A 15,632-nucleotide genomic window follows, 5' to 3' on the forward strand; every position below is an offset into this window, starting at 1 on the left:
CCTCTGGACTGGCATGCAGGGGGTCAAGTGTCGCCCCATGCTCCTGGTCTGTCGAGAACACCGTACGCCCCGGGCTCGCGCCGCCGCCGGGCGCCGCCCTTCCGGCTCGTCGGACGCGGTGGGCGGTGTCGGGACACAATGGGCCCCGATGAACATCGATCCGGACGACGGCTGGTCCCTGGTCGTACCCCTGAAGCCCCTTGCGCGGGCGAAGAGCAGGCTCGCCGCGGCCACCGGGGCGCTGCTGCGCCCCCGGCTCGCGCTGGCGTTCGCGCAGGACACGGTGGCCGCGGCGCTGGCATGCGGCCGGGTGCGGGATGTGGCGGTCGTCACGGACGACCCGGCGGCCGCGGCGGCGCTTGCGGCGCTCGGCGCGCGGATCGTGGCCGACTCCCCGGCCGCGGGGCTCAACGCGGCGCTGGCGCACGGGGCGCGGACGGTGCGGCGCGCGCGCCCCGGCGCGCGCGTGGCGGCGCTCAACGCGGACCTGCCGGCGCTGCGCCCCGGGGAGCTGGCCCGGGTCCTTCACGCGGCCGGAGAATTTCCCCGGACATTTCTCGCGGATGCCGCCGAAATCGGTACGACATTCCTCTCGGCGGGTCCCGGAGTGGAATTGGCACCTGCTTTCGGGGGCGCCTCGCGCCGACGGCATTTGTCGTCGGGGGCGGTGGAAATCCGGCTGGCGGGGGTGGATTCCGTGCGCCGGGACGTGGACACCGGCGAGGATCTGGCGGCGGCGCTGGCCCTGGGTGTCGGCCCGCGGACGGCGGCCCACTGGGATCGTGCGGCCGGATAGGCTGCGGCCCATGCAGGCGACCGCGTACACGTACGATCCCGAGACCCGCAGCGGCAGTGTGCTGCTCGACGACGGCACCCCGGTGGAGTTCGGGGCCGAGGCCTTCGACGCGGGCGGGCTGCGGCTGCTGCGTCCGGGGCAGCGGGTACGGATCGAGACGGAGCCCGCGACCGGTGACGCCGGTGGCGGTGCGGGGCTGCGCATCACGCTGGTGACCCTGCAGACCCTCTGATTCCACCGAAGCGAACGGCCTCCGATGGGCCGAACAGGGCGTGGACGCGCCGCGGGCCGGGCTCCCCGAGGGGAGCCCGGCCCGGCGTGTGAGTGGCCCTCGGCCCTTGTGCCGCTTACTCCTACTTCTTCGCGGCGGCCTTCTTGGCGGTGGTCTTGCGCGCCGTCGTCTTCTTGGCGGGCGCCTTCTTCGCCGTGGCCTTCTTCGCCGGCGCGGTCTTCTTGGCGACGGTCTTCTTGGCCGCGGCCGTCGTCTTCTTCGCCGGGGCCGCCTTCTTGGCCGCCGCCGTGGTCTTCTTCGCCGCCGTCGTGGTCTTCTTGGCGGGCGCCTTCTTCGCCGTGACCTTCTTCGCGGTGACCTTCTTCGCGGGAGCGGCCTTCTTGGCCGCCGCCTTCTTGGCGGCCGTGGTCTTCTTGGCCGCGGCCTTCTTCACGGTCGCGGCCGCGGCACCGCCCATGAGGCTGCCCTTGGGCGCCTTCTTGACGGCGACCTCGCCGCCCTTGGGGAGCTTCTTCGAGCCGCTGACCAGGTCCTTGAAGCCCTGCCCCGCACGGAAGCGCGGCACCGAGGTCTTCTTGACCCGCACGCGCTCACCCGTCTGCGGGTTGCGGGCGTACCGGGCCGGACGGTCGACCTTCTCGAACGAACCGAAGCCGGTGACCGAGACCCGGTCCCCGCCGACCACGGCACGCACGATCGCGTCCAGCACCGCGTCGACAGCGTCCGCGGCCTGCTGACGGCCGCCGAGCTTGTCGGCAATCGCTTCTACGAGCTGCGCCTTGTTCACGTCTTCCCCTTCGGAGACATTGCCAGAACGAAAGTGTTCAAGCTTTTTCGCACGTTAGGCATGTATATACCGCAAATCAAACACGAAACGGGCTAATCACCCTAGTGCCGCAACGCGGAAGTCCCGTTGCGGAGTTCCTGGTGTCAGTCGTCTTCAGGGAATCGGCCCTCATCGAGGTCCTTCATCAACCGTTCTAGGCGCGTTGCCGCGTCCGTGAGATCGTGCTTCGCCGCGGCCGTGATGACCAGCAGCTTCCGGGACAGCGCCATCCTTACGCCCTCCGGGACTTGCAGTTCGCGCACCCTTGTGTGCGCTTCCTTCAATCGGGCGGCGACTGCCTCATAGAGCTCGAGTTGGCTGTCGCGTTCCATGCACCGATTGTGCCATCTAGGGCGAGTTGTCGCCCGACGGGGTCTCAACAAGCGACTGCGCCCCCCACCGGGCGGTGGGGGGCGCAGTCGTGGAAAAGCGCTGCTCAGACGGTAATTGTACGGGGTTTGAAGGCCGGCCTGGCCGCCTCGTAGGCCGCGATGTCGGCTTCGTTCTGAAGGGTGAGGCTGATGTCGTCCAGACCGTTCAGCAGACGCCAGCGGGCGTTCTCGTCGAGCTCGAAGTCGGCGTCGATCCCGGCCGCCAGCACCTTGCGGCGCTCCAAGTCGACGGTGATCTCGGCCGTCGGGTCGGCCTCCGTCAGCTCCCAGAGCGCGTCCACGGTCTTCTGGTCCAGGACGACGGTCAGCAGCCCGTTCTTCAGCGAGTTGCCGCGGAAGATGTCGGCGAACCGGGAGGAGATGACGGTCTTGAAGCCGTAGTTCTGCAGCGCCCAGACGGCGTGCTCACGGGAGGAGCCGGTGCCGAAGTCGGGGCCGGCCACCAGGACCGTGGCGCCCTGCCGCTCGGGGCGGTTGAGCACGAACTCGTCAGACTTGCGCCAGGCCTCGAACAGCCCGTCCTCGAAGCCGTCGCGGGTGACCTTCTTCAGCCAGTGCGCGGGGATGATCTGGTCGGTGTCGACGTTGCTGCGGCGCAGCGGAACGGCCCGGCCGGTGTGCGTGGTGAAAGCTTCCATGGTTCCTCAGACCCCCGCGGGCGTAGCGACGTCGGACAGATCGGCCGGGGAGGCCAGATGGCCCAGTACGGCGGTGGCGGCGGCGACCTGGGGGGAGACCAGGTGGGTCCGGCCGCCCTTGCCCTGCCGGCCCTCGAAGTTGCGGTTGGAGGTGGACGCGGAGCGCTCACCGGGCGCCAGTTGGTCGGGGTTCATGCCCAGACACATGGAGCAGCCCGCGTGCCGCCATTCGGCGCCGGACTCCTTGAAGACCTTGTCCAGGCCTTCCTCGACGGCCTGCAGGGCGACCCGTACCGAGCCGGGGACGACCAGCATCCGGACGCCGTCGGCGACCTTGCGGCCTTCCAGGAGGGCGGCGGCGTTGCGCAGGTCCTCGATGCGTCCGTTGGTGCAGGAGCCTACGAAGACGGTGTCGACCTTGATGTCCCGCAGCGGCTGCCCGGCGGTCAACCCCATGTACTCCAGGGCCTTTTCGGCGGCCAGACGCTCCGAAGCGTCTTCGTACGAAGCGGGGTCGGGGACGTTCGACGAAAGCGGCGCGCCCTGGCCGGGGTTGGTGCCCCAGGTGACGAACGGCGCCAGGGAGGCGGCGTCGATGACGACCTCGGCGTCGAAGACCGCGTCCTCGTCCGACTTCAGCGTCTTCCAGTACGCGACGGCGGCGTCCCAGTCCTCGCCCTCGGGGGCGTGGGCGCGGCCCTTCAGATACGCGAAGGTGGTCTCGTCGGGGGCGATCATGCCCGCGCGGGCGCCGGCCTCGATCGACATGTTGCAGATGGTCATCCGGGCTTCCATCGAGAGCTTCTCGATGGCGGAGCCGCGGTACTCCAGGATGTAGCCCTGGCCGCCGCCGGTGCCGATCTTGGCGATGATCGCCAGGATCAGGTCCTTGGCGGTGACGTCCGCGGGCAGCTCGCCGTCGACCGTGATCGCCATGGTCTTGGGGCGGGCCAGCGGCAGCGTCTGGGTGGCGAGCACGTGCTCGACCTGGCTGGTGCCGATGCCGAACGCCAGCGCGCCGAAGGCGCCGTGCGTGGAGGTGTGCGAGTCGCCGCAGACCACCGTGGTGCCGGGCTGGGTCAGGCCCAGCTGGGGGCCCACGACGTGGACGACGCCCTGCTCGACGTCGCCCAGCGGGTGCAGCCGTACGCCGAACTCGGCGCAGTTCTTGCGCAGGGTCTCCAACTGGGCGCGGGAGACCGGGTCGGCGATCGGCTTGTCGATGTCGAGGGTCGGGGTGTTGTGGTCCTCGGTGGCGATGGTGAGGTCGAGGCGCCGGACCTGGCGGCCGTTCTGACGGAGGCCGTCGAACGCCTGGGGGCTGGTCACCTCGTGCAGCAGGTGCAGATCGATGAAGAGGAGGTCGGGCTCGCCCTCGGCGCGCCGGACGACGTGGTCGTCCCAGACCTTCTCCGCGAGTGTCCTACCCATCGCTTTCCCTCCGGCCGACGTCTACGCCGGCACAACTAGAGACCCGTTTCGCGGGCCGTTGTGCGGCCGCCTCACCAGGGTCACAGGTTCCGGGAAAAATTGAACTTGCGTTTCACAGAGTGAGACGTGAATATCGTTGCATGGACAACTCTAGCGGCGTGGGCGTTCTCGACAAGGCAGCCCTTGTCCTGAGCGCCCTGGAGTCCGGTCCGGCCACCCTCGCAGGTCTGGTCGCGGCGACGGGACTCGCACGACCCACGGCACACCGACTGGCCGTGGCACTGGAACACCACCGGATGGTGGCGCGCGACATGCAGGGCCGGTTCATCCTCGGACCGCGCCTGGCGGAGCTCGCCGCCGCGGCCGGTGAGGATCGCCTGCTCGCCACCGCGGGCCCGGTACTGACGCATCTGCGCGACGTCACCGGCGAGAGCGCCCAGCTCTATCGTCGTCAGGGCGACATGCGCATCTGCGTGGCGGCCGCCGAGCGGCTGTCCGGTCTTCGGGACACCGTCCCGGTCGGCTCCACGCTGACGATGAAGGCCGGCTCCTCGGCGCAGATCCTGATGGCCTGGGAGGAGCCCGAGCGGCTCCACCGCGGTCTTCAGGGCGCCCGCTTCACGGCGACGGCCCTGTCGGGCGTACGGCGCCGTGGCTGGGCCCAGTCGATCGGCGAGCGGGAGCCCGGCGTGGCGTCGGTCTCCGCGCCCGTACGCGGCCCTTCGAACCGCGTGGTGGCCGCCGTGTCGGTCTCCGGGCCGATCGAGCGCCTGACCCGCCACCCCGGCCGTATGCACGCGCAGGCGGTGATCGACGCGGCCGCCCGCCTCTCCGAGGCGCTGCGCCGCAACGGCTGACGTCCCCGCTCCTCCCGCCCCTTCTGCCCGATCCGGTCCACCGCTCCAACGCCGCAGCGGTGGACCGGAGTTGTGTGTACGTGTCCTGAACAGCGAAGAAGCCCTCCCCCGAAGGGAAGGGCTTCTTCGTTTGGTACCCCCGACCGGATTCGAACCGGCGCTACCGCCTTGAGAGGGCGGCGTGCTAGGCCGCTACACAACGGGGGCAAGATCAGATGAAGATGATCCGCTGGCCTACCAGGACTCGAACCTAGACTAACTGAACCAGAATCAGTCGTGCTGCCAATTACACCATAGGCCACTGGTGGTTTAGACCAGTTGGTACCCCCGACCGGATTCGAACCGGCGCTACCGCCTTGAGAGGGCGGCGTGCTAGGCCGCTACACAACGGGGGCCCTAGCGATCCTGCATCAGGTTCACCGGGTGCGACCCAGGTGATCCCGCGGGAAGGATCTGTACCCCCGACCGGATTCGAACCGGCGCTACTGCCTTGAGAGGGCAGCGTGCTAGGCCGCTACACAACGGGGGCTTTGTGGATGAGATCCACGTACTGCAGATGAGCTCTGCGAGCTGGCCTACCAGGACTCGAACCTAGACTAACTGAACCAGAATCAGTCGTGCTGCCAATTACACCATAGGCCACCAAAACGCGATCCCCGTCGAGGGGATCTTGTTCGGGTTGTGCTCCGTGGGTTTCGGCCTTTCGGCTTGCTCCCCTCGGCGCAGGAAGAACATTACCCGAAGGTGTCCGGCGCTCCAAAACGGGTATCCCGCCGCAGCAGCGCGGGGAGCTGGTGGAGGTCGGTGATCCGGGTCAGTTCGGGCCGTCCACCGGCGTCCGCCCGGTCCAGCCAGACCCCCGTGAGCCCCGCCTCGGCGGCGCCGCGGGCGTCGATGTCCGGCTGGTCGCCGACGTACACGACCTCCCCCGGGGCCAGGCCGAGGGCGGCGCAGCCTGCGTGGAAGGCCTCGGCGGCCGGCTTGGCGACCCCGAGCTCGGCGGCGCAGACGACGGCCTCGAAGCGGTCCCGTACACCGAGCACGCGCAGCTTGCGGTCCTGGTTGTGGATGCTGGAGTTCGACAGGACGGCGTGACGGTAGTCACTCGCGAGCATGTCGAGGACGGGGACGGCGTCGGGGAAGAGCTCCCAGGCGGCCTCGTAGTGCGCGATGTACCGCTCGAACCAGGCGTCGGCCTCGGCGCCGGTCAGCCGCGGCGCCGCGAGGAAGTCCCGCACGCGCTCGCGCCGCTGCTCCTGGAAGTCCACCCCGCCGGCCTCGAAGCGGCGCCAGTGGATCGTGGTGAGCTCCTGCCAACGGCAGAGGGCCTGGTCGACGGAGTCGAATCCGTCCACCAGGCCCTCGGCGGTGAGATGGTCGCGCATGCCGGTCAGGTCCGCGCGGGAGTAGTCGAAGATCGTGTCGTCGATGTCCCAGAGGACCGCGCGGATGCTCATACGCCGACCGTACCCCCAGGCCGGGGGTACGGGGGGCATCCCCCGACGAGCACACGCGGGACGCCACGGCTCAGCGGCGCAGTGCCTCCGCCGGCTGGATCCTGGCCGCGCGCCACGCGGGGTAGAGGCCCGCGACGACGCCCGTCGCCAGGCCGATGGCGGGGGCGGCCGCGGGCGTCAGCGGATGGATCACCGGGGTCCAGTCGCGGATCACGGCGACCACCACCACCGTCAGGACGCCCAAGGACGTGCCGACGAGGCCGCCCAGGGCGCCGAGCGCGCCGGACTCCGCGAGGAACTGCACGGTGATGTGGCGTCCGCGCGCGCCCAGGGCCCGGCGCAGGCCGATCTCGCCGGTGCGCTCCAGGACGGCGACCAGGGTGGTGTTGGCGATGCCCACGGCTCCGATCACCAGGCAGATGGCCGCCAGGAGGAGGAACAGCTGGTTCAGGTCGTCGCCGACCCCGCCCCGCAGCGCCTTGGGGTCCGGCGGGGGCACCACCTTGAAGTACTCCGGGTGGTCGGGGCGCAGCGCGATCGCGGCCTCGGCGGCGATCTGCGGGGCCGCGCCGAGCCGGGTGGCGACCAGCATCCGCGCGCCGCCGCCCTCCGGCGGGCCCCAGACGCGTTCCGCCGTGGTGCGCGGGACGACGACCGACAGCAGCAGGTCGGCCTTCCGGTCCGCGCCGGAGACGATGCCGGTGACGGTGAACGGCCGGCCGCCGATGAAGATCGCCGGGTGGGTCTCCAGTGTGGTGATGCCGAGCCGGTCGGCGACTCCGGCGCCGATGACGGCGACCGGCGCCGCCCGGTCGGAGGCGTAGGCGTCGTAGACCCTGCCCTCGGCGAGGCGGGCGCCCGCCGCGGCGAACACGCCGGGCGAGGCGGCCACGACGTCGACGGCGTTCTCGGCGCCGTCGCTCCCGACGACGGCGGAGGAGCGCACGGGCTCGTCGGGAGCCAGCCGCACCGACCAGTACACCCCCGCGTGCTCGACGCCGTTGAGCCGCTCGATCCGTGCGTCGGCGTCCGCCCGGAAGGCGGGTCCGGCGAACTCGTCCTGCTCGTGGGCGACGTCCTCGACGGTCACCTCGGTCGCGCTCAGGGCGTTGAAGCGCGTGTCGATCTGCGAGGAGGTGGTGGCCGTCAGACCGAGAATCGCCACGAACGTGCCCACGCCGAGGACGGTGCCGAGGGCGGTCAGGGCGGAGCGCCCCGGGCGTTGGAGCATTCCGGCGAGGGACTCGGAGAGCACGTCGTGCCAGGCGAACACGGAAGGCCGGATACGGTCCGTACGTCGCACGCGCCTCACCTGACCACCTCGGGCAGCCCGGACATCCCAGACATCCCGGATACCTCGGATACCCCGGACACCGCCGTCTCCGACACGCTCAGCACTCCGTCCCGGATCGTCACCGTGCGCCTGGCGCGGGCGGCGACGAGCGGATCATGGGTGATCACCAGGACCGTCATGCCGTCCGTGTGCAGCTTCTCCAGGAGGACCAGCACCGAGTCGGCGTTCGTCGTGTCGAGGTTTCCGGTCGGTTCGTCGCACAGCAGCAGGGAGGGGCGGGTCACCAGCGCGCGGGCGATGGCCACCCGCTGCCGTTCGCCGCCGGACATCCGGGTGGGCAGAGCGTCGACGCGATGGCCGAGGCCCACCTGCTCCAGCGCCTCGCGGGCACGGGCCGCCCGCTCCCGGCGGGGGGTGCCGTCGTAGACCAGGGCGAGCGTGACGTTCTCCAACGCGCTGCGCTGGGGCAGCAGATGGAACGACTGGAACACGAACCCGATGCGCCGACCGCGCAGCGCGGTCCGGTCGGCGTCCCGGAGCATGCCCGTGTCGATGCCGTCCAGCAGGTAGGTCCCGCCCGTGGGCGCGTCCAGCAGTCCGGCGATGTTGAGGAACGTGGACTTTCCCGAGCCCGACGGGCCCACGACGGCGACGAACTCGCCCCGCCCGACGGTCAGGTCGCAGGGCCTGAGGGCGGTCACCGGAGGCGGGCCCGGGTAGGTCAGCCCGACCCCGCGGAACTCGATGACCGGCTCGGAGCCCGTCATGGAGTCGACGGCGGTCACGGGGAGGTCCCTTCGCGGGACACGCCCGTGATCACCTGGTCGCCCGGGGCGAGCGTGCCGCCCGCCGACGGCGTGACGGCCACGAAACCGTCCCCGGCCGTGCCCGCGCGTACCTCCACCCGGCGCCGGTCGCCGGCGGCCCCGACCACGGTCACGGTGGTCCGCCCGTCCGCGCCGGAGCTGATCGCCGTGATCGGCACGACGAGCGCCTTTCCTTCCGTGGAGGCCGCGATGACGGTGACGCGTACGTCCTGGCCGGTCAGGTCGGCGTTCAGCGGCGTACCGGGGGTGATCTCCACGAGCCAGCCGGTCGCTCCGGACCCGGCCTGTGCGGCGTCTCCCTGTGATCCCTGCGCCTCGCCGCCCGTGGTGCCGGCCTGCACGGGAGCGTCGGAGACGGACGCGACCCGGCCCTTGGCGGACGCGCCGGTCACCTCGGAGTAGATCTCCGCCGCGCTCCCGGGGCGGATGAGGTCCTTCTGGTACTCGGGGACGTGCGCCTGTACGACGAGCCGGCCGGCGGACAGCTTCATCGCGGTCCCGGTCGCCTCGCCGCCGACCTTCGCGGACACCGAGTCCACGCGGGCCGGGAAGCTCTTCAGGAACACGACCTCGGCGGCGGGCAGCATCGGGCCGGCGGCCTCCTCGGCGGCCGTCAGCTTCTTCAGCGCGGCCGCCAGGTCCTCCCGCGCCCGGGTGACGGCCTTCCGCCGGCTGTCGCCGTCATCGCCCGCGCCCGCGCCGGCGTCGGTCGGGGCCTCGGGGGTGCCCTCGGCGTCCTCCAGAGCGCGCTCGGCCATGGTGACCTGGGTCCGGGCGTCCTCGACCAGGTCGCCCTCGCCTTCCTGCGCCGGCACCGGGTCGTAACCCACGGACCGGTAGAAGGAGTTGAGCGCGGCCTTCGTGCCGGAGCCGAAGCGGCCCGCCGTGTCGGGCGCGGTGCTGTGGCCGAGTTGCCGCAGCGCGCGCTGGAGTTGGCGTACGTCGTCGCCGGTCGCGCCCGGACGCAGGTCACGGTAGACGGGCAGGCTGCCTTCCAGGGTGAACACGGGCCGTCCGGAGACCTCCATCAGGACCCGGCCGGCACGTACGGCGTCGCCGGGCCGCACCGGGATCTTGGTGATCACGGCTCGCGCCGCGCCCTCGCCGGCGGCCACCTGCGGCACCACGTCGACCGTCTGACCGGCCACCACTTCGCCGCGGGTGATGACCGACGAGGTGAGCACCCGGTGTTCCACGGGCGCGGTCAGCACGTCCGGGGCGGGCGGCGCGGCCTCCGCGGCCGCCTGTGCGGGCGACTTCACCAGCAGCGCGGCCCCCAGTCCCCCAAGCGTGGCGAGCACGGCGCCCACGGCGACGACGGCCACCCACCGGCGGCGGCCGGCCACCCCGCTCGGTCCCGGTACGGGCCCGGTCGGCTCCGTGCGGCCCGGCTGCTCCACGGCCATCGCGGTGTCCTCGTCCTGCGTCATCGTCGTCCTTCGTCGTATCACCGGTGTGTGCGGTCAGCCGCCGACGATGCCGTCGCCCGGGTCTGTCGAGCACTTCGTGACGACGGCCGCGAACTCGGGCGTCTTGTACGTCGCCTCCTCCTCGGCCGGCACCTTCACCTCGCCGGTCGCCGGATCGGGGTCCGGGTAGCGGGGGTAGCCGTTCGCGCGCACGCAGGCGCTGAACTTCTTCGCGTGGTCCATGAAGGCGGCGGAGGGCGGCGAGGCGGAGGCGGTCGGCGAGGCGGAGGTCAGCAGGTCCGCGCACTTCGCCTGGGCGGCAGCGTAGGCCGCGCCGTCGTTCTTGCCCTTGTCCTTGTCCACACGGAGTACGCCGTCGTCGCGCTTCTCCAGCACGACGCCGTTCTCTTCGAGGCAGCCGTAGTAGGCCCGCTCCCCTGTCGCCCCGTCGGAACCGCCGGCGGAACAGCCGGTGACGAGCAGGGAGGCGCAGACCGCCACCGCCGCGAATGCGGGCGCGGCCGGGCGTACGAGCATGGGGACTCCGTGAAGAAGGGGAACGGGCGAGCGCGGGGTGTTCCGGCCGGTCTCGCGGTTCCGCCGGAAGGATCGGGCGAGAGTCCGCCGCAGCTTTCCGGCCAGGTCGCCCGAGCATAAATCGGCCCGGACAGCCGGTGATACTGTCCCCGAGGACAGTAGACGATCAAGCTCGCCCGTGATCCACTTCCCGATCGCAAGATCTTCACGATTGATGGAACGACAGGGGCGGAAATGAACAAGCGCGTGATGAGGGCGGCCGTCGCGGCGGTCGCCGTGGGCGGGTTCGTGCTGGGCACCGCGGGTCCGGCGGCGGCGTACGACGACAAGAACGGCGTGCTCGAGAATCTGGAGCTCGGCCTCTACTACAACTCGGGCCAGGGGGGCTGCGTCTTCGACATCGTCGTGGACAACGACTTCGCCGACGACCGCTTCGTCGGCAACTGCTCCGGCTCGGGCCAGAGCACGAACGACAACACGGCGTCCTACCGGAACTGGGCGGGCCGCACCATGTACGTCTGGACCGACCACTACCAGGAGGGCATCCGCGGGTCGCTGCCGGCCGGTTACGTCGGCAACGCCAGCGACACCTTCAAGAACAAGATCTCGTCGAGCGCGATGATCATCTACTCGTGAGCCGACGCCTTGTGATCGTCGGCGGCGCCGTCCTCGCCCTGGCGGGCTGTTCCGCCACGGGCTCGGACGGCGCCGCCGGCCGTACCGAACCACCGATCGACTCCGTGCCCAGCATGCTCAGGACCGTGGACGTCAGCTTCCCGCTGGACGCCTACGAGGCCGGCCCGGAGCAGCAGAACACGATCACCCGTGCGCAGAACGTGCTCATGGGCCAGTGCATGTCCCGGCTCGGCTTCGCCTACCGGCCGCCCGAGCAGCCGCCGGTCCCGACGACGGGTGCGAACGCCCGGATCTTCGGGCTCACGGACCCGGACGCGGCCGCGCGGTACGGCTACCTGAACCCCGCGGTCGCGAAGGCGCGGAACCAGGCGCCACCCGCGCCGGCGAAGCCGCCGACCGAGGCGGAGCTGCTGGCCCTCAACGGCAGGAACGACCTGAAGCCGGCCGACATGCCCGCCACCCTGGAGGAGGCGGAGAAGTCCGGCGGCAGCGATGTGACGTTCAACGGGCAGAGGGTGCCCGTGGGCGGGTGCGCCCGCGAGTCGTTCCTCAAGCTCTACGCCCGCAAGGCGAACGAGGTCGACATCCTCTTCGTGTTCAACCTCAAGGGCGAGGCCGAGTCGAAGGTCCGTGAGGACTCCCGGGTCCGTGAGGTCGACAAGAAGTGGTCGGCGTGCATGGCGAAGGCCGGATACACGGTCAAGGACCCGATGCGGGCGGCCAAGGAGCTGGGTCTCGCCGGCACGGAGCTGTCCGGTCCTCGTGCGATCACCGCCGCCAAGGCCGACGTACAGTGCAAAGAGCAGGTCAACGTCGTCGGCGTGCACTACGTCGTGACGAAGGCCTATCAGCAGCAGCTGATCGAGAAGCACGCGGAGACGCTGGCGCTCGCCAAGGAGCAGGTGGACAGCAGGCTGAAGCTGGCCGCCTCTCTGACGCACTGAGCCACACCGGACGACCGGTCGCCGAGAAGGGAACAATGACGACCGCATGCAGACTGTGCCGTCTCCCGGAGCCGCTGCGCTCCACGATGGAGACGGCCTTGTCGCACCTGCACACCCTCACCGCCAGGGAACGCCAGATCCTCGCCCAGCTCGTCGCCTCTCAGGAGTCCGATGAACTCTCCCGGGCGATGGGGATCTCGGTGCGGACGGTGAAATTCCACGTCGCCAACCTGCGGCAGAAGCTGGGCGGGCTGAGCCGGTTCCAGCTGTGCCTGGTCGGCGTGTTCGATCTGATGGACCTCGCGGACTGCCCCGAACACCGCTCCGCGCACGACGCCCGCGCCGGGTTCGTGCCGGCGGCCTGAGCGGCGGGGGCCGCGGACGACGGAACGCCGAAGGGGCGTCGGCCATGTGGCCGACGCCCCTTCGGTGCGTCCAGGGGCGCTTACGCCGCCAGCTTCGCCAGCGCGGCGTCGATGCGGGCCAGGGTCTTCTCCTTGCCCAGGATCTCCAGGGACTCGAAGAGCGGCAGGCCGACCGTGCGGCCGGTGACCGCGACACGGACCGGGGCCTGGGCCTTGCCGAGCTTCAGTCCGTGCTCCTCGCCCGCGGCCAGGACCGCGTTCTTGAGGGACTCCGGGTCGCTCCAGTCGGCCGTCTCCAGCTTGGCGCGGGCGGTCGTCAGGAGTGCGGCCGGCTCGCCCTTCATGGCCTTGTCCCACGAGGGCTGGTCGAAGACCGGCTCGGGCAGGAAGAGGAAGTCCACGTTGGCCGTGATGTCCGAGAGGACGGTCAGGCGGGTCTGGGCGTGCGGGGCGATGGCCTCCCAGGCGGCGCGGTCGAAGTCCTCGGGCGCCCAGTTGGCGTGCGGGGCCTTCAGCCAGGGCTCGCAGGCCGCGGCGAACGCCTTCACGTCCAGCATGCGGATGTGGTCGGCGTTGATCGACTCGGCCTTCTTGAGGTCGAAGCGCGCCGGGTTGGCGTTGACGTCGGCGATGTCGAACTTCTCGACCATCTGCTCGATGGTGAAGATGTCCTCGTCCGCCGAGAACGACCAGCCCAGGAGGGACAGGTAGTTCAGGAGGCCCTCGGGGAGGAAGCCGCGCTCCCGGTAGAGGTTGAGGGAGGCCTGCGGGTCGCGCTTGGAGAGCTTCTTGTTGCCCTCGCCCATCACGTACGGCAGGTGGCCGAAGGCGGGGATCTCCTTGGCGACGCCCAGCTCGATCAGCGCCTTGTAGAGCGCGATCTGGCGCGGGGTGGAGGAGAGCAGGTCCTCGCCGCGCAGGACGTGGGTGATCTCCATGAGCGCGTCGTCGACCGGGTTGACCAGGGTGTACAGCGGGGCGCCGTTGGCGCGCACGATGCCGTAGTCCGGGACGTTGTCCGGGGTGAAGGTCAGTTCGCCGCGGACCAGGTCGGTGAAGGTGATCGGCTCGTCGGGCATCTTGAAGCGGACGATCGACTCGCGGCCCTCGGCGCGGTAGCGCTCGATGCGCTCGGTACTCAGGTTGCGGCAGGTGCCGTCGTAGCCCGAGGGCTTGCCGGCCAGGCGGGCGGCGTCGCGACGGGCCTCCAGCTCCACGGCGGTGCAGAAGCAGTGGTAGGCGTACCCGCCGGCGAGCAGCTTCTCGGCGACGTCCTGGTAGATGTCCATCCGCTGCGACTGGCGGTACGGCTCGTGGGGGCCGCCGGTCTCCGGGCCCTCGTCCCAGTCGAGACCGAGCCAGCGCATCGAGTCGAGCAGCTGGTCGTACGACTCCTCGGAGTCGCGCGCCGCGTCGGTGTCCTCGATACGGAAGACCATGGTGCCCTGGTTGTGCCGGGCGAAGGCCCAGTTGAACAGGGCGGTGCGGACCAGGCCCACGTGGGGGTTGCCGGTCGGGGAGGGACAGAAACGTACGCGGACGTTCGCGTTAGCCACGCTTGATCACCTTGTTGGTGAGAGTGCCGATGCCTTCGATGGTGACGGCGACCTCGTCGCCGACGTTGAGCGGTCCGACTCCGGCGGGGGTACCGGTGAGGATGACGTCGCCCGGGAGCAGTGTCATGGCCTCGGTGATGTGGACGACCAGGTCCTCGATGGAGCGGATCATGTCGCTCGTACGACCGAGCTGGCGCTGTTCACCGTTGACCGTGGCCTGGATGGCGAGGTCGCTCGGGTCGAGCTCGGTCTCGACCCAGGGGCCCAGGGGGCAGCTGGTGTCGAAGCCCTTGGCCCGGGCCCACTGCTTCTCGCGCGCCTGTGTGTCGCGGGCGGTGACGTCGTTGGCGCAGGTGTAGCCGAAGATGACGTCCTTGACCCGCTCGCGCGGGACCTCGCGGCACATGCGGCCGATGACCACGGCCAGTTCGGCCTCGTGGTGGAGCTCGTTGGAGAAGGAGGGGTACTCGATGGCGTCGCCGGGGCCGATCACCGAGGTGGTCGGCTTGAAGAAGGCGACGGGGACCTCCGGGATCTCGTGGCCGAGTTCGGCGGCGTGCTCCGCGTAGTTGCGGCCGATGGCCACGATCTTGTTGGGGAGCACGGGGGGCAGGAGCCGTACCTTGCTGAGCGGGACCTTGGTGCCGCTGAGCTCGAAGTCGGTGTACGGGATGCCCTTGATGATGTCGAGGACCAGGCCGCCGGAGTCGACGGTTCCCTCGCCCTCGACGGCGCCGAAGGCGACATTGCCGTCGATGGAGAATCTGGCGATGCGCACGAGTGCTGTCGCCCCTCACTTGGTACTGGCTGGAGTCTGACGCTCCAGGCTAGCGCGGTGAGGGGCGGCCAACGCCGTATTACTGTGCGGGCTGCGCTGCCTCGGGGGCGGTCATGAGGACCGTGCGGCGGGGGTTGGCCGTCTGCGTGGGGAGCTCGACCGTGTGCTCCGGCTGCGCGCCGCGGCCGAGCTGCTCGGCGTCCTCGAGGTGGGCGAGCGTCGTACGGCGCGGGTTGGCCGTGGAGCGGAGCAGCATGGTCGTCTTCATCGTCATCGCGGAGGCCTCTACAGAACGGGGGGTCTTGTAAAGCGTCAGGCTAAACGTGCAATTCCCTTCGAATGCATGGGGGAGACAACGATCTAGGTGTGAGTTTGCTCACCACCGCGCAGACAATCCCGGCATTTCAGGCCTCACTTCAGGGTCAAGGAAACGGACAATCCCTCACTGAATGCTTCATTCCGCTCCTGATCATCGCGACTGGGACACTCGGACCCCATGAGCCTTTGGGAGTAATAAGTCCGATTGATCCGTGATCATCTTCTACGTGCGGTGACAAAACCTTCACGGGTTGTTATCCCGCTCGTGGTCCGAGACGCGGCTCTTGTTGGAGATCCGGCACTGTGCTGGAATTCCACGCACCGCCGCGGTTTCAAGCC

At 70.2% G+C, this 15,632-nt stretch carries 18 protein-coding genes and 5 tRNA genes; 6 read left to right on the plus strand and 17 right to left on the minus strand.

What is annotated here, in order from left to right; translation table 11 throughout:
- The first annotated feature begins 148 nt into the window (after positions 1-148).
- Together cofC and FDM97_RS27080 are read left to right on the plus strand one after the other, a co-directional pair.
- Positions 149-796 carry a 2-phospho-L-lactate guanylyltransferase gene (gene cofC, locus FDM97_RS27075; protein WP_137993141.1) on the plus strand — a complete coding sequence of 216 codons (648 nt, stop codon included), beginning with the start codon at positions 149-151 and terminating at the stop codon, positions 794-796.
- Positions 797-806: 10 nt separating this feature from the next.
- Positions 807-1,028 (plus strand): hypothetical protein, encoded by a 222-nt coding sequence (locus FDM97_RS27080; protein WP_137993142.1) that lies wholly within the window; start codon positions 807-809, stop codon positions 1,026-1,028.
- Between the two features lie 121 nt (positions 1,029-1,149).
- On the opposite strand, the gene FDM97_RS27085 is transcribed toward FDM97_RS27080, so the two are convergent.
- The 4 genes from FDM97_RS27085 to leuC all read right to left on the minus strand — a co-directional run bounded on the left by FDM97_RS27085 (position 1,150) and on the right by leuC (position 4,315).
- On the minus strand, positions 1,150-1,815 hold the full coding sequence (locus tag FDM97_RS27085; RefSeq protein ID WP_137993143.1) for an HU family DNA-binding protein: 666 nt from the start codon (positions 1,813-1,815) through the stop codon (positions 1,150-1,152).
- 143 nt (positions 1,816-1,958) lie between these two features.
- Positions 1,959-2,186, minus strand: coding sequence for an SCO5555 family protein (locus FDM97_RS27090; protein WP_137993144.1), 228 nt, complete (start codon positions 2,184-2,186; stop codon positions 1,959-1,961).
- Between the two features lie 104 nt (positions 2,187-2,290).
- Positions 2,291-2,884, minus strand: a complete 594-nt coding sequence (gene leuD / locus FDM97_RS27095; RefSeq protein WP_137993145.1) for a 3-isopropylmalate dehydratase small subunit — start codon at positions 2,882-2,884, stop codon at positions 2,291-2,293.
- A gap of 6 nt (positions 2,885-2,890) precedes the next feature.
- On the minus strand, positions 2,891-4,315 hold the full coding sequence (gene leuC / locus FDM97_RS27100; protein WP_137993146.1) for a 3-isopropylmalate dehydratase large subunit: 1,425 nt from the start codon (positions 4,313-4,315) through the stop codon (positions 2,891-2,893).
- Positions 4,316-4,455: 140 nt separating this feature from the next.
- Here leuC and ndgR point away from each other — a divergent pair, with 140 nt between their 5' ends.
- Entirely contained in the window at positions 4,456-5,172 is a 717-nt protein-coding gene (gene ndgR, locus FDM97_RS27105) for an IclR family transcriptional regulator NdgR (protein ID WP_005311436.1), read from the plus strand.
- Positions 5,173-5,303: 131 nt separating this feature from the next.
- On the opposite strand, the gene FDM97_RS27110 is transcribed toward ndgR, so the two are convergent.
- From FDM97_RS27110 to FDM97_RS27155, 10 genes are all read right to left on the minus strand, one after another.
- Positions 5,304-5,379 (minus strand) — tRNA-Glu (locus FDM97_RS27110).
- A gap of 22 nt (positions 5,380-5,401) precedes the next feature.
- A tRNA-Gln gene (locus FDM97_RS27115) sits at positions 5,402-5,473 on the minus strand.
- An 18-nt stretch (positions 5,474-5,491) separates the two neighbouring features.
- A tRNA-Glu gene (locus FDM97_RS27120) sits at positions 5,492-5,567 on the minus strand.
- 61 nt (positions 5,568-5,628) lie between these two features.
- Positions 5,629-5,701, minus strand: a tRNA-Glu gene (locus tag FDM97_RS27125).
- Between the two features lie 41 nt (positions 5,702-5,742).
- A tRNA-Gln gene (locus FDM97_RS27130) sits at positions 5,743-5,814 on the minus strand.
- Between the two features lie 92 nt (positions 5,815-5,906).
- On the minus strand, positions 5,907-6,629 hold the full coding sequence (locus tag FDM97_RS27135) for an HAD family hydrolase (protein WP_137993147.1): 723 nt from the start codon (positions 6,627-6,629) through the stop codon (positions 5,907-5,909).
- A 70-nt stretch (positions 6,630-6,699) separates the two neighbouring features.
- A complete protein-coding gene (locus tag FDM97_RS27140) occupies positions 6,700-7,941 on the minus strand; it encodes an ABC transporter permease (protein ID WP_432816250.1) in 1,242 nt (413 codons plus the stop codon).
- On the minus strand, positions 7,938-8,690 hold the full coding sequence (locus tag FDM97_RS27145; protein WP_137995050.1) for an ABC transporter ATP-binding protein: 753 nt from the start codon (positions 8,688-8,690) through the stop codon (positions 7,938-7,940). The genes FDM97_RS27140 and FDM97_RS27145 overlap by 4 nt, the downstream gene beginning before the upstream one ends.
- Positions 8,691-8,704: 14 nt before the next feature.
- On the minus strand, positions 8,705-10,180 hold the full coding sequence (locus FDM97_RS27150) for a peptidoglycan-binding protein (RefSeq protein ID WP_254705772.1): 1,476 nt from the start codon (positions 10,178-10,180) through the stop codon (positions 8,705-8,707).
- Between the two features lie 33 nt (positions 10,181-10,213).
- Positions 10,214-10,696, minus strand: coding sequence for a hypothetical protein (locus FDM97_RS27155; RefSeq protein ID WP_137993148.1), 483 nt, complete (start codon positions 10,694-10,696; stop codon positions 10,214-10,216).
- A 234-nt stretch (positions 10,697-10,930) separates the two neighbouring features.
- Here FDM97_RS27155 and FDM97_RS27160 point away from each other — a divergent pair, with 234 nt between their 5' ends.
- Genes FDM97_RS27160 through FDM97_RS27170 form a run of 3 tightly spaced genes read left to right on the plus strand, consistent with a single transcriptional unit; the run spans position 10,931 to position 12,641 of the window.
- Positions 10,931-11,332 carry a hypothetical protein gene (locus FDM97_RS27160; protein WP_137993149.1) on the plus strand — a complete coding sequence of 134 codons (402 nt, stop codon included), beginning with the start codon at positions 10,931-10,933 and terminating at the stop codon, positions 11,330-11,332.
- Positions 11,329-12,276 carry a hypothetical protein gene (locus FDM97_RS27165; protein WP_137993150.1) on the plus strand — a complete coding sequence of 316 codons (948 nt, stop codon included), beginning with the start codon at positions 11,329-11,331 and terminating at the stop codon, positions 12,274-12,276. The genes FDM97_RS27160 and FDM97_RS27165 overlap by 4 nt, the downstream gene beginning before the upstream one ends.
- A 35-nt stretch (positions 12,277-12,311) precedes the next feature.
- On the plus strand, positions 12,312-12,641 hold the full coding sequence (locus tag FDM97_RS27170) for a helix-turn-helix domain-containing protein (RefSeq protein ID WP_137993151.1): 330 nt from the start codon (positions 12,312-12,314) through the stop codon (positions 12,639-12,641).
- Between the two features lie 80 nt (positions 12,642-12,721).
- Here FDM97_RS27170 and gltX read toward each other — a convergent pair whose 3' ends face one another.
- The 3 genes from gltX to FDM97_RS27185 form a co-directional block, all read right to left on the minus strand.
- Positions 12,722-14,197, minus strand: a complete 1,476-nt coding sequence (gltX, locus tag FDM97_RS27175; protein WP_137993152.1) for a glutamate--tRNA ligase — start codon at positions 14,195-14,197, stop codon at positions 12,722-12,724.
- Positions 14,190-14,975: a fumarylacetoacetate hydrolase family protein gene (locus FDM97_RS27180; RefSeq protein WP_137993153.1), complete on the minus strand. Its 786-nt coding sequence runs from the start codon at positions 14,973-14,975 to the stop codon at positions 14,190-14,192. The genes gltX and FDM97_RS27180 overlap by 8 nt, the downstream gene beginning before the upstream one ends.
- Positions 14,976-15,054: 79 nt before the next feature.
- Positions 15,055-15,243, minus strand: coding sequence for a hypothetical protein (locus tag FDM97_RS27185; RefSeq protein WP_137995052.1), 189 nt, complete (start codon positions 15,241-15,243; stop codon positions 15,055-15,057).
- Positions 15,244-15,632: the final 389 nt, after the last annotated feature.

The organism is Streptomyces vilmorinianum, from assembly GCF_005517195.1.
GTDB lineage: Bacteria > Actinomycetota > Actinomycetes > Streptomycetales > Streptomycetaceae > Streptomyces > Streptomyces vilmorinianum.

Excerpts from the sequence above, each read along its gene's own strand:
- cofC (WP_137993141.1), top strand. The coding sequence starts at position 149 with ATGAACATCGATCCGGACGACGGCTGGTCCCTGGTCGTACCCCTGAAG.
- FDM97_RS27080 (WP_137993142.1), top strand. The coding sequence starts at position 807 with ATGCAGGCGACCGCGTACACGTACGATCCCGAGACCCGCAGCGGCAGT.
- FDM97_RS27090 (WP_137993144.1), bottom strand. The coding sequence starts at position 2,186 with ATGGAACGCGACAGCCAACTCGAGCTCTATGAGGCAGTCGCCGCCCGA.
- leuD (WP_137993145.1), bottom strand. The coding sequence starts at position 2,884 with ATGGAAGCTTTCACCACGCACACCGGCCGGGCCGTTCCGCTGCGCCGC.
- leuC (WP_137993146.1), bottom strand. The coding sequence starts at position 4,315 with ATGGGTAGGACACTCGCGGAGAAGGTCTGGGACGACCACGTCGTCCGG.
- ndgR (WP_005311436.1), top strand. The coding sequence starts at position 4,456 with ATGGACAACTCTAGCGGCGTGGGCGTTCTCGACAAGGCAGCCCTTGTC.
- FDM97_RS27135 (WP_137993147.1), bottom strand. The coding sequence starts at position 6,629 with ATGAGCATCCGCGCGGTCCTCTGGGACATCGACGACACGATCTTCGAC.
- FDM97_RS27145 (WP_137995050.1), bottom strand. The coding sequence starts at position 8,690 with ATGACGGGCTCCGAGCCGGTCATCGAGTTCCGCGGGGTCGGGCTGACC.
- FDM97_RS27150 (WP_254705772.1), bottom strand. The coding sequence starts at position 10,180 with ATGACGCAGGACGAGGACACCGCGATGGCCGTGGAGCAGCCGGGCCGC.
- FDM97_RS27155 (WP_137993148.1), bottom strand. The coding sequence starts at position 10,696 with ATGCTCGTACGCCCGGCCGCGCCCGCATTCGCGGCGGTGGCGGTCTGC.
- FDM97_RS27160 (WP_137993149.1), top strand. The coding sequence starts at position 10,931 with ATGAACAAGCGCGTGATGAGGGCGGCCGTCGCGGCGGTCGCCGTGGGC.
- FDM97_RS27170 (WP_137993151.1), top strand. The coding sequence starts at position 12,312 with ATGACGACCGCATGCAGACTGTGCCGTCTCCCGGAGCCGCTGCGCTCC.
- FDM97_RS27185 (WP_137995052.1), bottom strand. The coding sequence starts at position 15,243 with ATGAAGACGACCATGCTGCTCCGCTCCACGGCCAACCCGCGCCGTACG.